We start from the raw sequence: 12,917 nt of genomic DNA on the forward strand, positions 1-12,917 counted from the left end.
GTTCATTAGTCGCGCCAGCGCCTGAATGGTTGCATGGATGATCAAAAATACCTGGCCGGTGCGCCGGTGGAACCGACCGATAGCACCTGACGGCCGGCGAGGACAACCACCGGACGCACTGATCGCTTTCTCACGCGATGCTGTCGGGATTGTGATTTTCGGAAAGATTTGTGCTTGTTGTGCATCAGGGCCTCATTGTCGCAGTGTTACGGCAGAATCCGCGGGGCGGCTGGATCGCGGGGCGCGCAGGGAGCAAACGGCATGGCTTTTCGTTTCACGGCGACGCGCCCCGCGCGTCTTGCCGCTGCCCTTCTGGTCGTGTGTTGGGCAAGCAGTGCGCGCGCCGAGGAGGCCAGTTCGCCAACCTCGCAGCAGCCGGCCGCGGCCACACCCTCGCCATCGGGCCAGAAGGGCGGAGCAGGGCGGGGCGCCGCTGCGCCAGCTCCCTCTGCCGCCGAACAACACCGTCTGCCGCCGGATTCCACCACCACGCAGACGCTGGCGCTGCCCGGCCGCACGCTCAACTTCACAGCCACCGCAGGCTCGATCCGAATATTCGACGACAAGGGCGAGCCGCAAGCCGATATCGCCTACACCTCCTATCAACTCGACGGCGCCGATCGCGCAAGCCGGCCGGTGACGTTTCTGTTCAACGGCGGTCCGGGCGCGTCCTCGGCCTGGCTGCAGTTCGGCGCCGCCGGCCCCTGGCGCGTGTCGATATCAGGTGCGGGCGCCGTATCGTCAGCGACGCCTGATCTGTTGCCCAACGCCGAGACCTGGCTCGACTTTACCGATCTCGTCTTCATCGATCCCGTCGGCACCGGCTACAGCCGCTTCGTTGCGTCCGGCGAGGACGTGCGCAAGCGGTTCTTTTCGGTCGATGGCGACGTCAATTCGATCGCGCTCGTGATCCGGCGCTGGCTGGAAAAATACGACCGTTTGCTGTCGCCGAAATTCGTCGCGGGCGAAAGCTATGGCGGCATTCGCGGGCCGAAGATCGTCCGTAATCTGCAGACCGAGCAGGGTATCGGGGTGCGTGGGCTGATCCTGGTGTCGCCGTTGCTCGACTTCCGCGACTTTTCCGGCTCGAGCCTGCTGAAATATATGTACAGCCTGCCGAGCATGACGGCGGTGGCCCGTGAAGCCAGGGGCGAGACCAGGGGGCGGGTGACGCGCGCCGATCTCGCCGATGTCGAGCGTTACGCGCAAGGCGAATTCATCGTCGATCTCCTCAAGGGGCAGGCCGACAAGGAGGCAACGGCGCGGCTCACGGACAGGGTGGCAACGCTCACCGGGATCGATCAGGCGGTAAGCCGCAGGCTTGCCGGGCGCTTCGAGGTTGGCGAATTTCGCCGCGAATTCGACCGGCGCAACGGCCGGGTGACCGGGCGCTACGACGGCTCGGTATCAGGCTTCGACCCCTATCCGGATTCCAACACCGCGCATTTCGGTGATCCATCCGGCGATCCCCTGATGGCGCCGCTGACGAGCGCAGCCGTCGACCTCGCAGCGCGCAAGCTCAATTGGCGGCCGGATGGCTCGTACCAATTGCTCAGCAACAGCGTGAACAGGTCGTGGGATTTCGGCCGCGGGCCGGCCGAGTCGGTTTCACAGCTTCGCGAGGTTCTCGCGCTCGATCCGAAAATGAAACTGCTGGTCGGTCACGGGCTGTTCGATCTCGCCACGCCGTATTTCGCTTCCAAGGTCCTTCTCGACCAGTTGCCGGCCTATGCGAGTGCGGACCGGGTGAAGCTCGTCGTCTATCCCGGCGGCCACATGTTCTATTCGCGTGACGGCGCACGTCAGGCGTTCCGCGCGGAAGTCGAGGCGGTAATGAAGTGACAACAAAAAACCGGCGCGTCCTTACGACTGCGCCGGCTGTTCGCAATGACGTGGAGAGGTTAGTGCATCAATAAACCAGCCCCGTGCCCGGCGGCTTTTCCAGCGCGGCGGCGAGTGAGCGATATTCCTCGCTTGTCGTGCCGGTGAGCTGAGCGATCCGGTTCAGGTGATATTGCGCCTGGTCGCGGTTGCCCTGTTCGACCTGCCACAGGCCGTAATACTGCCAGGTCTTGACGTGGCTCGGATCGGCCTTGAGCGCGCGCTCGTACCAGATCTGCGAGACCTTGTAGTCGCCGAGCTTGCGATAGGAGTAGCCGATCAGGTTGGCGACGGCGGCCTGGTCGTCACGGCCGAGCGCCTTGAGCTGCGTAATCGCCGAGGTGTAGTCGTGGCGGTCGTAGATCGCGGCGTAGGCGGCGCGATAACCGTCAGCGAATGCGGTCTGCTCGATGCCCGGGCGGGCTTCGCTGGATTTCTTCTTCTTCGGCGGCGGCGGCGGATCGTTATCGGGTGCGGCGTAGACGACGCTAACGACGGGGGCCGCCGCGAGCGTGAGCGACAACATGGCAAGGGTCAAAAGTCTGATCGCAAGTCTATTCATGCATCTCTCCTGATGGCCGGTTCGGCAATCCTACACCGAAGCCCGTTGATTTGAACCCCCGGCGGTCGAGAACATTCCCGCACCGCTTCACCCGATTTCGCCAATTTTCATCGGCGGTCGCCGTCAACGGACATGACGAAGATGTCATTCAGATGAACGGAATCGAAAAGTCCGATTCAGGAGGGGTTCAGTGCGCAACCGCTAGCGTCGCCTGCATGATCGGCGAGCCCGGCCTTTCGACCGGAAATGCCCGCGGGTCCCATGGAGAAGGAGACAACCATGCTCAAGACCATTACCGCAGCGCTCGTCGCCGTTTCCGTTCTCGCCGCGCCTGCACTTGCCGGCACGACTGGCAAGACCGCGCAGGCTCCGGTGACCAAGTCCACGCAGGCACCCGTCATCAAGGCTGAGGGCAAATCGAAGGCGCTGAACGCCAATGCAAGGATGGGCCGCCATCACAAGCATTATCGGCATCATCGCCACCACAAGCACATCGGCTTGCACAAGACGCATGCGAAGCACATCGCGGTCAAGCACGTGACGCCGGCCGCAAAACGCAGCTGAATCTGATTCGCTGGCGCGTGTTTCGCCCCCATTGCCCCCCGCGCCTTGCGAATGACAGACCAGCCCACGCGCCATTTGCTTCGCTAATGGCCGTGGGCTGGCGCGCGCGCTCAACTTTTCGAGAGCGAAGCGAGGAGATAACCGAGTTGCGAATTCCATTTCGCCGCCGGGCGGTCTAAGAGACGGCGAAGGGCAGGGGAAGAGTTCGCTTGAAACGTTCGGCCAAATTCGCGGCGATGATGTTGCTGCCGATCATGCTGTCGGCCTGTGCCGCCGCCATCGATGACAGCAAGCCGATCACCTATACCGACGATCGCGGCGTCTCCAGCCAGCCGTTTCCCAAAAATTTCCGCACCGAAATACTGTCGTTCCTGAAGACCTATCTCAACGATCCCGTCGGCGTGCGCGACGCCGTGATGGCCGAGCCGGTCGAGCGCGTCATCGGCGGGCGGCTGCGCTATGTCGCCTGTCTCCGGTTTAGTCCGCGCGAGTCCGACGGCAGCTACCGCGAGCCGCGCGAACGCGCCATCCTGTTCGTCGACGGTCGCCTCGACCGCATCATCGAAAACGCCGTCGAGCCCTGTGCGGGGATGGCGTACGCGCCATTCGCGGAACTGGAGAAAATGACGCGCTGATCGCGCGCGTCTGGCTGAGAGCGCAACAAGCTTGCGGCTTGGGCCGGGCCGGTGTGGCAGAGTCCTTTCCTTCGCGAATTCCATGCTGGCCTCCACACGAGACTGTGATGCCTTGTACCCCATCTGCATCGCATACGATTAAATCGGAAGGGTTGACATCGGGGTTGATGCATCATTTATAGCGCATACGATTCAATCGCATCAGATGTAGCCGGAGTGAGAATCCATGTCCCAGCACACCAATCCAGACCGGCGCCGCTTCCTCGGTACCGCCGGCGTGACGCTTGCGGCGGCGCCGTTTGCCATGAGCGGCGCGCTCTTTGCGCAGTCCGGCGACGCCAAGCCCGGCGCGGGCGCAATCAGGCCGGGCGCCCACACCTCGTTTGCCGCACTGAAACAGATCGAGGCCGGCGTCCTCACGATCGGCTATGCCGAAGCCGGGCCAGCCGATGGTCCTGTCGCCATCCTCCTGCACGGCTGGCCCTATGACATCTACGCCTTCGTCGACGTCGTCCCGGTGCTGGCGTCGGCCGGCTTCCGGGTGATCGTGCCCTGGCTGCGCGGCTACGGCACGACGCGCTTCCTCTCGATCGATACGCCGCGCAACGGCCAGCAGGGCGCGCTCGCCACCGACGTCATCGCCCTGATGGATGCCCTGAAGATCGACAAAGCGGTGGTCGCCGGCTTCGACTGGGGCGCGCGGACCGCCGACATCGTCGCGGCGATCTGGCCGGGGCGGGTCAAGGCGCTGGTCTCGGTCAGCGGCTATCTGATTGGCAGCCAGGAGGCCAACAAGAAGCCGTTGCCGCCATCGGCTGAACTGCAATGGTGGTACCAGTATTACTTCGCGACCGAACGTGGGCGGCTGGGCTACGAAAAATACCGGCGCGAATTTTCAAAGCTGATCTGGCAGCTCGCCTCGCCGAAGTGGAATTTCGATGACGCCACCTTCGAGCGCAGCGCGGCGTCCTTCGACAACCCAGACCATGTCGCCATCGTGATCCACAACTATCGCTGGCGGCTCGGTCTCGCCCCGGGCGAGGCGAAATACGACGAGCTGGAAAAGCGGCTGGCCGAATTTCCCGCCATCGCCGTGCCCACCATCACCCTTGAAGGCGACGCCAACGGCGCGCCGCATCCGGACCCCAAGGTCTACGCCAGGAAGTTTTCCGGCAAATATGCCCATCGCCTGGTCACCGGCGGCATCGGACATAACCTGCCGCAAGAGGCGCCGCAGGCCTTTGCCGACGCCGTCATCGAAGTGGCTCGCTCTTGAAGGGAGCCAGACCCCGCCAAGGGAGCAAGGTCCTGCCAAGGGAGCAAGCCCCGCCAAGGGAACAAGGCCCCGCCGGCGGCCGTGAAGCCTGCCGGCGGGGCGTCCGCATTTGCGCTGTTCCCGGGACGGAACCGTGAACGAATTCGGATCACTTTTCGGCGAGGGGTGAACCTTGCTTTAGCCCTCCCGGACATCAACTAAGTGGGAGACCACCTCCTTAACGGAGGGAAAAGCCTTACGTGCGAGGGAACTAAAGCGTTTTGTTGCTGTGCCGTCACAGCGGCGCGCCATCGGGTCGCGGGCACTTGCCGCAAAGCAACCTAAATGAAGTCACGTTGTTTGGATTGGGTCCGCAACGTCCGCAACGGGGAATGAGTATGAAGAAGATTTTGCTCGGCGCTGCCGCGCTGGCCGCCATGGCGGCTCCAGCTTTTGCGGCCGACATACCGCCGCGGCCTTATACCAAGGCGCCTGCCTATACCGCGCCTCAGGTCGTCTATAACTGGACCGGGTTCTATGTCGGCGGCCATGTCGGCGGCGCCTTTGCGGGTGACAACTCCCTGCAGGGCAGCGACGCCCGCTTCCTTGGCGGCGTGCAGGGCGGCTTCGACTATCAGTTCGCGCCGAACTGGGTAATGGGTGCCGAAGCCCAGTATAGCTGGCTGCCGAACAACAATAATAATGGCGTGCTGTTTCCGGGCGGCACCCTCGTGACGTCAAACACCGACCAGCTCGGCTCGGTGACCGGCCGGCTCGGCTACACCTGGGGTCCGGCGCTGCTCTACGCCAAGGGCGGTTACGCCTGGCGCGACGGCAACAATCTCGGTGTTTCGGTGGCCGGCGTGCCGCAAGGCTTCACCACCAATGGCAGCCACAAGGACGGCTACACCGTCGGCGGCGGCCTCGAATATATGTTCGCCCCGAACTGGTCGGCCAAGGCCGAGTACCAGTATTACAATTTCGGCAACACCACCTTCACGACGGGTCCTGCCGATATCGCCGGTCGCAGCTTCCGCAACGACGAACACACCGCCAAGGTCGGCGTGAACTACCGGTTTGGTTGGGGTGGGCCTGCTGCCGCCAGATATTGATACGGCGCTTCGTATCGACACGACAAAGGCCGGCTTCACGCCGGCCTTTTTGTTGGGGGAATTGTCGGGGGCGAGCGTGCCTCGGTTGCTTTTTGGCGGGTGCGAAAAAATTTTCGCGCTGCATGCAACTTTTCGTCACGATCCGATATTATGGTTCCGGCCGGCTGGTGGGACAACGAACATGCGTGCTTTTGCGTTAGGGCTGATCTTTTCCGCAGCGGCGTTTCCGTGCCTTGCCCAAACTGTCCTGAAATCCGAACCGCTTATGCTTGCTCCCTATGAAGTCGCCTTCGTGCAGGATCCCGCGTGCGGGGCCGGCAAGGTGCGCAAGGTAACCGGCGCGATCAGGGGACTGCAGCGGCGCAAGGCCTGTGTCACTCTGGCTTCGGAGCAGGCATCGCTGGTCTCGGCGACGCCGTAAATCGATTTTCTTTCCGCCTCGGATGTCGTGCCCCGGCGAGCGGGGCCTATACGCCGAGAGCCGTCGTTTGCCCGGGTTGCCTACCCCGCCGCCGTCGCCCTTACGACGCCAACTGCAATTCCGTCTGCGCGTCGCGCTCGGCGTCGGCCTTGTTTCGTGCGGGGTCTTCATGCGGCTCGAGCTGGCACGGCTTGATCTCGTAATCATGGTCCAGCACCGGGCGAGGGGCGGTGCTGTCTTGCTCGGAGACGACATCGACCACGAGGCCGCTCTTCTGGGCAATCTTCCAGACGTCGGCTGCGGTGGGATAGGCCTTGCTCAGCTTGGCATCGTTTGAGAACAGCGCGTAGGGCATTGTCGACTCCGGTAAAACGGTCAACGCGGAAGCGGGGTCCGGGTTTCAGGCTTGGCTGCCATGCAGCCATTCGACAGGCCGTTTCGGGAGCAAATTGGCTCGCTTCGGCCCATTTTCGTGGAGTCTCTGAGTCTTTAACGAGTCGTAAATCCCGGGAAAAAGAATCCCCGAGACTCGACCGCCAGAATCGCCGGATGTTTCCGGCCATGAGAACGAGCCTCCAGACCTCCTGCGAGCGTGTCCAACTCACGCTGACCGTCTGCCTGCTGGTCGCCTGCGCGGCCAACGTGGCACTGGTCTATGCTTGGCTCTGAAAGGCTTGGCTCTGAACATCGTGCGGATGCTGGGGAAGCCGCGGTTTTTGCGCGCTGGGTCTCCCTGGGTTTACTTGCCCGGCCGCGTCGGCTGCTCGCCTTCTTTGAGAGCCGCGTGGACCTTCGCCATGGTCGCGCTGCAATAGGCCTCGCGCTCGCGGTTGAACCGCTCCTGATGGGCGCGGAAACTGGCGACCCGCGCCCTGATCTCGGACTGGAATTCCTCCCGCAGATCGGGACGCGCAGGAGGGGCCGGCCTCGATATCCCCCGCGGTATTTCCTGAGGTACTTCTGTTGATATGTCTTGTGATGCTTCTTTTGGCGCCTGGGCAACGGACGGGGTCGCCGCCAGCAGAAACTCAATGTCGGGAAGGGCCGCGGCCGCGCGTGTGGTTTCGGATCTCTCGACGGAGAGCGGGGCAACCGACGTGGTAACCGTATTCTCGGCCTCCGGCGTCTTGCCGGTCACCGATTGAACGAACGCCATCGTTTGCGCGATCAGGAGATCGCGTTCCCTCATCCATTTCATGAAACACCTCGGCCCAAGTCACTCCATCAAACGCCTTTTGTGGAATCAAGCGGGTGGAGAGGTGGCCGGGGATAACTGCCGCGCTTTTGCGCGCTAGGTGACAAAACGGTGACAGTTCGTGACTGGCAACGTGCACATGGTGGCGTCAATTTCGCTGCGGTTAGGGCCGGCCGCAGCATGATCCCTCAACCAGGCCCCGGATCGCTTCCGCGGCCTCATTGCGATTCTCGCGCTTGCTGTTCCAAGCGGTCCGCAATCCAGTCAAAAATGAATTCGCTGGCAAGCGTTGGGTTGTCGGCGTGCCCTTGGGAGGCAGCCGTTTCCGCCCCCGTAAAAATTTTCCACGTGATATCCTGCTGATCCGTCCTGAAATGCTCGATCAGGACGTTCACGTGCTCTGGCTCCAGCCAGCCATGCTCGCCGATGGTAATCAAGATCGGGCACTTTAGATTTCGTGCGATTCCGTTGCGTATGAGATTTGCGCCCGCAGCAGGCGGCGCAATGTGGTTTGCCAGAAACGCCCGCTCCTGCAAATCCCAAATGCCGCCGTCACAAACGGCGGCAGCGAATCGATGGTCAAGCGCAACACCGCGCGCGACAAAAGAGCCCGAACCATCGCCGAGAATCGCTATTCGACGTTTATCAACATCGTCCCTCGTTGTGAGATAGTCCATTATATAGGAGACAGCCGTCTCCAGATCAGAACGGCCGACCACATTTTCGAACTGTGCGCCGTTATCCGTTCCCAGAAGGTCGGCGGCCAGCAGCGACATTCCGCGATTGCGGGCGTGGCGCGCCATCTTGTAGAGGTACTCTTCCTTTCGATGTCCCGGTTCGCCGATGCAAATGATGACAGGCGTTTGAGCCGACGCGGCTGGGGCTGGCAGGAAATAGCCCTCCAACGGATAGCGACTCAGCCAGGGAATCTCGACAACTTCGCCAGCAGGGGTTCGATACTCCAGGTAGCGACGGGCGCAGGTCCGCATCTTGGCGAGACCGGCCTGCAGTCTCTTGTCCGCGAATTCAAGATCGAACACGGCCGCGCTGTAATAGTTTAGGGCGCGCAGCCAATTGCTTTGGGCCGTCAGAAAATGTCCAGCACTGAGAGCTGTATTGCCTCGCTCATTGTTGGCGTCGGCCGTCTTGTTCCATTCCCGGTACCAGGATTCGTGGTCCTTCGGGTCTATCCGGCTTGCCGTGAGGAAGCATTCAGAAACAGTCGAGCCGCCTTCTTGAGCAGCACCCAAAAGCCGCAGAAATTCGGCAGACAGATCTTCGCTGTCCGGCCACTGAATCCACCCTTTTTGGTCAAAGTGACCGACCGGAATGGCCATCAAATCTGACTTTATTACTTAGGTTGATCAATACTCAACCAACGCGTGCGTTTTCGCAAGCCAATTCGCGCCTCCGCGGTGCGGTCGAGTGTGCTGCGATTGGCCTTCCGCCGCTGATCAATGTGGCATACCAGATCTTCCATGAAAGCTCCCCATTCCCTGTCGGGGATCATTCAAAGAAGAAGAATCGATGGCTTGCTTGATATGGATCAATACGCATAGCAGCCGGAAACGGCGCGTGGAACTTTGGAATGCGCCCCCTGCGGAACAGTGGACATCGTCCAGGCTGGAGTTCGGTGTTCGCTTTCTGACCGATTCGAAACGAGCCGCGCAGCGCAAGCGAATTCGATAGTACCCTCGTGAGATCTCTAGCAGGGCACGAGGTCGGCCGTTTGTGAGTTCAGGCCCATGCCCGAGACTCACTGACGCCCAAGACTTACTAACACCCAAGACTCACCAGACTCACCAACGCCCGAGACTCAGATGTCCATGGCAACCTTCAAGCAGGCCTTCTCAAATTGATCCTTGAGGGACGCGAGTTTGCCGGTGAACTCGGTGAGTTCGCTATCGCTGAATTCCGCAAAGATAAATTTGTTAAGGGCTTCCTGCTGGGAGGCCAGGTTTGCGATGTGCTTGTATGACTTGTCCGTCAGTGACATTTTTACGACTCTGGCGTCGTCCTCCCAGGTCTTTCGGCGCATGAAGCCCTTCTTTTCAAGCATTTTCGACTGGGTTGTCACGAACGACGAGTCGACGTGAAGCATCTTTGACACCACCTTCACCGGAACTCCGTCGCCTTTGTCCAAGTCCGCCAGAGCCATCAGGATCATCCACTGCGGGCCACTTACGCCAAGGGTCTTCGCCCAAAAATGCCGGAGTTGCTGGAGGTGCACATTGATTGAAGCGATCTCCCACGCGAATCGCTTTGCCAGGTCCTGATTCCTTGCAGAGGGCTGAGGTTGATTGGAATTCTTCTCCACGACCGGTGAATTCATTTGCTTTTCGATGCCCCTTTTTTCACCGATCTTGCATCGATGCACATTGCAAAATTCAATAATGAAATCACTGAACTAAATCACCTTAAACATCAGTATGATTCCCGGCAATTGCCCTGATTCTGGCCTGTTGCCGCAAGGACACAGACGCCGACCATAACGATGTGTGAGTTCATAAAGTATTTTGATTAACTTAGTTGTGAAGGCATAGTCCTCGTGACGACTGGGGGGTCCTAGATCGTCCCGTTCTAGGTGGTTCGCTTAAGTCCCTCGCGCTGATGCGGGAGTGTTCGAAGGCGCGAAGCGGCTGGGCGGGTTTTTATGGGGGACAAGGGAACCAACCTTGGGGTGCTTCACCCAGCGGATCCGGAACCTTCCCTACAGAGCAACTGGAGGTTTAACATGAAGATGGTTAAGAGCCTTATTCTCGGCTCAGCGGCGGGTCTGATCGCCATGAGTGGAGCTCAGGCAGCCGATCTTCCCGTCAAGGCCAAAGCGGTCGAGTACGTGAGGATCTGCTCCCTGTATGGTGCCGGTTTCTTCTACATCCCGGGCACGGACACCTGCATCAAGCTGGGTGGTTATCTGCGCGTTGATACAACGTTCAACGGCGCTCCTTACGATGAACCGGCTTGGGCCGGCGATCTGGGCCAGGGCAATCGCTTTCGCGATTACTTCGCCTCCCGTTCCCGTATGGCGCTGACGGTCGATACCCGCACCGCCACTGAATACGGTGTGGTTCGCACCTTCGGTCAGCTGGACTGGTCGTTCGCCTCGCCGAGCGGCAGCGTCAGAGAAGTGGGGCCAACAGGCCAAGCCGGTGGCCTGAACAACGGCCAGCAGATCGCGACGGAAATGCTGTTCATCCAGTTCGCTGGATTCACCTTCGGTCGTTCGGCTTCGGCCTATGCGACGCCTTGGCATGGGTATCCAGGCAACAACACCTCGTTCCTGGTCGGTGGTCATGACACCGTCACCGGCACGAACAACATCCAGTACACCGCGCAATTCGGCAACGGCGTGTCGGGCACGATCGGTCTAGACGACCCGCTCGCGTTCAACCGCGTCTCCGTGTACAACCTTGCCAACACCTCGGCCGCAGGCGTCGTTACGCTCCAGTCTCTTACCGGGACGGGCGCTAGCGCCAATGCCTATGCGGGCGTGCATGCTCCCGACATCGTCGGCAACATTCGTGTCGATCAGGCTTGGGGTCTGTTCCAGATTTCGGGCTCATTGCATGAGGTTAGCGGCTCATACAATGCTCTGACACACGTGGTGACAGGCGGGCTTGTTACGCCGTTTGGGGGACCGACATTCGGTGCGAATGGTCTCTCTGAAATCTCTGGCCACCCGGACACCAAGTGGGGCGGTTCGGTGATGGCTGCGTTGCAGATCAAGAACATCCCGACCGGCGCCGGCGACGACATCAAGATGGATGTCAGTTGGGGCAAGGGCAACATGAAGAACATCATTGGCACCAGCGCTGGCGTACGGGCCTTCAATATCTTCGGCGGCGGCAGTGGCGGTGCTTACCAGAGCATCGGCTTCGCCAACGCGACCGACGCCGTCTATCTGCCGACGTTTGCCGGCGGTGACGGCACGCTGCATCTGACCGAAGGTTTTGGTTTCCGTGGTGCGTTCAACCATAACTGGGATCCATTCTGGTCGACCAGCCTGTTCGGCGGCTACGCTGCCATTCGCTATGATGGCACGGCGAAGAACTTCTACTGTGCGGCCTACGCTGCGAGCAACCTCGGCGCCCAGTCTGCGGATTTCAGCTGCAACCCCGACTTCAATCTCGCGCAGATTGGTCTGATCACCCGCTGGACTCCCGTCAAGAACCTGACGTTCTCGGCCGAAGTGCTCTATTTCCACCTCGACCAGAAGTTCACCGGTTCCAAGGTTCTGACGCCGACGGCTCCCAAGCCGACCGCCGTCTACAACTACGCGGACCAGGATACGGTTAGCTTGAACATTCGCGCTCAGCGCAACTTCTGATCGCATAATCTAACAATAGTCCAAGAGAGCCCCCGGCAGGAAACTGCCCGGGGGTTTTTGCTGTTATCCGTGCTTTAGGATGTTGGACGACGATCCTCGGAAAGCAGAACGTTCTATCTGTGGGCGAGCGGATTAGTTTTAAAATGTGATTTGATAATATGAGCTAGTCATGTATCCTGATCTCCAGGTAGCCGCCAAAATCGTTTGACGGCCTCTTAGTCTCAAGGAGACGCAAAACTTCTTTATGATAAACCTCCGAAACCTCCGGCAATGCCCTGCCGGAGGTTTTTAATTTTTGGGACCTGTTGAGCGGATGGCAGCCAGAGCGGCGCAGGATCATCTGGGGAAGTGACCGCGCGAACCATGCTGATCCGGTTCGCCGCCTCGTGGGGGGCTACGGCGGCCTGACCATGCTGCAAACCATCAGTGCCCGATCAGTGCCTGGCGGATCGCGGCTCGAGGATAGTGTCGTGTTTCGCTTCGCTCTCAGAGATCGCTGGGTTGCGGCCTCAAGCAAGACATGGTGCCGGTTGAGAGGATTGAACTCCCGACCTTCGGTTTACAAAACCGCTGCTCTACCGCTGAGCTAAACCGGCGAATTGGAGTGATCGGTGAGCGGTGAGAACATCCCGCGTTGATACCGATCTTCGGCGGCTCGAATACCAGACTTGGCCGCAAAGGGCCAGAACCCCGATATCCGTCCCGGCATGAAAAAGCCGGACATTTGGCCGGCTTCCCATCGCAAATTCTGCTTGCCCTACTGGCAGAGATGCCTCCGGCCATCCTCGCCGCGGAACCAGGTGCCGGGGATACAGACAAAGCCGTTGCGGTGGGCATAGGCATCGCCGCCGATCGGAGCGGTCGCGATGCCAGCCGCCGTGCCGGCCGCGCTGCCGACGACGCCGGCCGCGACATCGCCTGGCCAGAAGCTGCTGTTGTCGTCCCAGCGGTTGTAGCTGTCC

13 protein-coding genes and 1 tRNA gene are annotated in these 12,917 nt (G+C 60.6%); 8 read left to right on the forward strand and 6 right to left on the reverse strand.

Going from position 1 to position 12,917, the window contains the following annotated elements:
• Positions 1-261 precede the first annotated feature (261 nt).
• Positions 262-1,842 carry a S10 family peptidase gene (locus tag C7G61_RS18500; protein WP_108516826.1) on the forward strand — a complete coding sequence of 527 codons (1,581 nt, stop codon included), beginning with the start codon at positions 262-264 and terminating at the stop codon, positions 1,840-1,842.
• A gap of 67 nt (positions 1,843-1,909) precedes the next feature.
• On the opposite strand, the gene C7G61_RS18505 is transcribed toward C7G61_RS18500, so the two are convergent.
• Positions 1,910-2,443, reverse strand: coding sequence for a tetratricopeptide repeat protein (locus tag C7G61_RS18505; RefSeq protein ID WP_108516829.1), 534 nt, complete (start codon positions 2,441-2,443; stop codon positions 1,910-1,912).
• 279 nt (positions 2,444-2,722) lie between these two features.
• Between C7G61_RS18505 and C7G61_RS18510 the strand changes: the two genes are divergently transcribed.
• From C7G61_RS18510 to C7G61_RS47450, 5 genes are all read left to right on the forward strand, one after another.
• The gene (locus C7G61_RS18510) at positions 2,723-3,007 is read left to right on the forward strand and encodes a His-rich protein BRANT (protein WP_108516949.1); all 285 of its coding nucleotides are present in this window, start codon (positions 2,723-2,725) and stop codon (positions 3,005-3,007) included.
• Between the two features lie 209 nt (positions 3,008-3,216).
• Positions 3,217-3,642, forward strand: a complete 426-nt coding sequence (locus C7G61_RS18515; protein WP_108516831.1) for a hypothetical protein — start codon at positions 3,217-3,219, stop codon at positions 3,640-3,642.
• Positions 3,643-3,868: 226 nt separating this feature from the next.
• Positions 3,869-4,918, forward strand: coding sequence for an alpha/beta fold hydrolase (locus tag C7G61_RS18520; protein WP_108516834.1), 1,050 nt, complete (start codon positions 3,869-3,871; stop codon positions 4,916-4,918).
• Positions 4,919-5,295: 377 nt separating this feature from the next.
• Complete coding sequence (locus tag C7G61_RS18525; RefSeq protein ID WP_190241873.1) at positions 5,296-6,009, forward strand: outer membrane protein; 714 nt, start codon at positions 5,296-5,298, stop codon at positions 6,007-6,009.
• A complete protein-coding gene (locus C7G61_RS47450; RefSeq protein ID WP_244608345.1) occupies positions 5,984-6,430 on the forward strand; it encodes a hypothetical protein in 447 nt (148 codons plus the stop codon). The genes C7G61_RS18525 and C7G61_RS47450 overlap by 26 nt, the downstream gene beginning before the upstream one ends.
• Positions 6,431-6,530: 100 nt before the next feature.
• Here C7G61_RS47450 and C7G61_RS18535 read toward each other — a convergent pair whose 3' ends face one another.
• Positions 6,531-6,785 (reverse strand): hypothetical protein, encoded by a 255-nt coding sequence (locus C7G61_RS18535; RefSeq protein WP_108516840.1) that lies wholly within the window; start codon positions 6,783-6,785, stop codon positions 6,531-6,533.
• Between the two features lie 206 nt (positions 6,786-6,991).
• Between C7G61_RS18535 and C7G61_RS44710 the strand changes: the two genes are divergently transcribed.
• Positions 6,992-7,099: a glucose transporter gene (locus C7G61_RS44710; protein WP_190241878.1), complete on the forward strand. Its 108-nt coding sequence runs from the start codon at positions 6,992-6,994 to the stop codon at positions 7,097-7,099.
• 70 nt (positions 7,100-7,169) lie between these two features.
• Here C7G61_RS44710 and C7G61_RS18540 read toward each other — a convergent pair whose 3' ends face one another.
• The 3 genes from C7G61_RS18540 to C7G61_RS18550 form a co-directional block, all read right to left on the reverse strand.
• Positions 7,170-7,628 (reverse strand): hypothetical protein, encoded by a 459-nt coding sequence (locus tag C7G61_RS18540; RefSeq protein ID WP_108516842.1) that lies wholly within the window; start codon positions 7,626-7,628, stop codon positions 7,170-7,172.
• A 215-nt stretch (positions 7,629-7,843) separates the two neighbouring features.
• Complete coding sequence (locus C7G61_RS18545; protein WP_108516844.1) at positions 7,844-8,962, reverse strand: alpha/beta hydrolase family protein; 1,119 nt, start codon at positions 8,960-8,962, stop codon at positions 7,844-7,846.
• 479 nt (positions 8,963-9,441) lie between these two features.
• Entirely contained in the window at positions 9,442-9,957 is a 516-nt protein-coding gene (locus tag C7G61_RS18550; RefSeq protein WP_108516847.1) for a MarR family winged helix-turn-helix transcriptional regulator, read from the reverse strand.
• A gap of 402 nt (positions 9,958-10,359) precedes the next feature.
• Between C7G61_RS18550 and C7G61_RS18555 the strand changes: the two genes are divergently transcribed.
• The gene (locus tag C7G61_RS18555) at positions 10,360-11,955 is read left to right on the forward strand and encodes a porin (protein WP_108516849.1); all 1,596 of its coding nucleotides are present in this window, start codon (positions 10,360-10,362) and stop codon (positions 11,953-11,955) included.
• 521 nt (positions 11,956-12,476) lie between these two features.
• Here the strand turns inward: C7G61_RS18555 and C7G61_RS18560 are convergent.
• Positions 12,477-12,551, reverse strand: a tRNA-Thr gene (locus tag C7G61_RS18560).
• Between the last annotated feature and the right edge of the window lie 366 nt (positions 12,552-12,917).

It is taken from the genome of Bradyrhizobium algeriense (assembly GCF_003062295.1).
GTDB classification, from domain to species: Bacteria; Pseudomonadota; Alphaproteobacteria; order Rhizobiales; family Xanthobacteraceae; genus Bradyrhizobium; species Bradyrhizobium algeriense.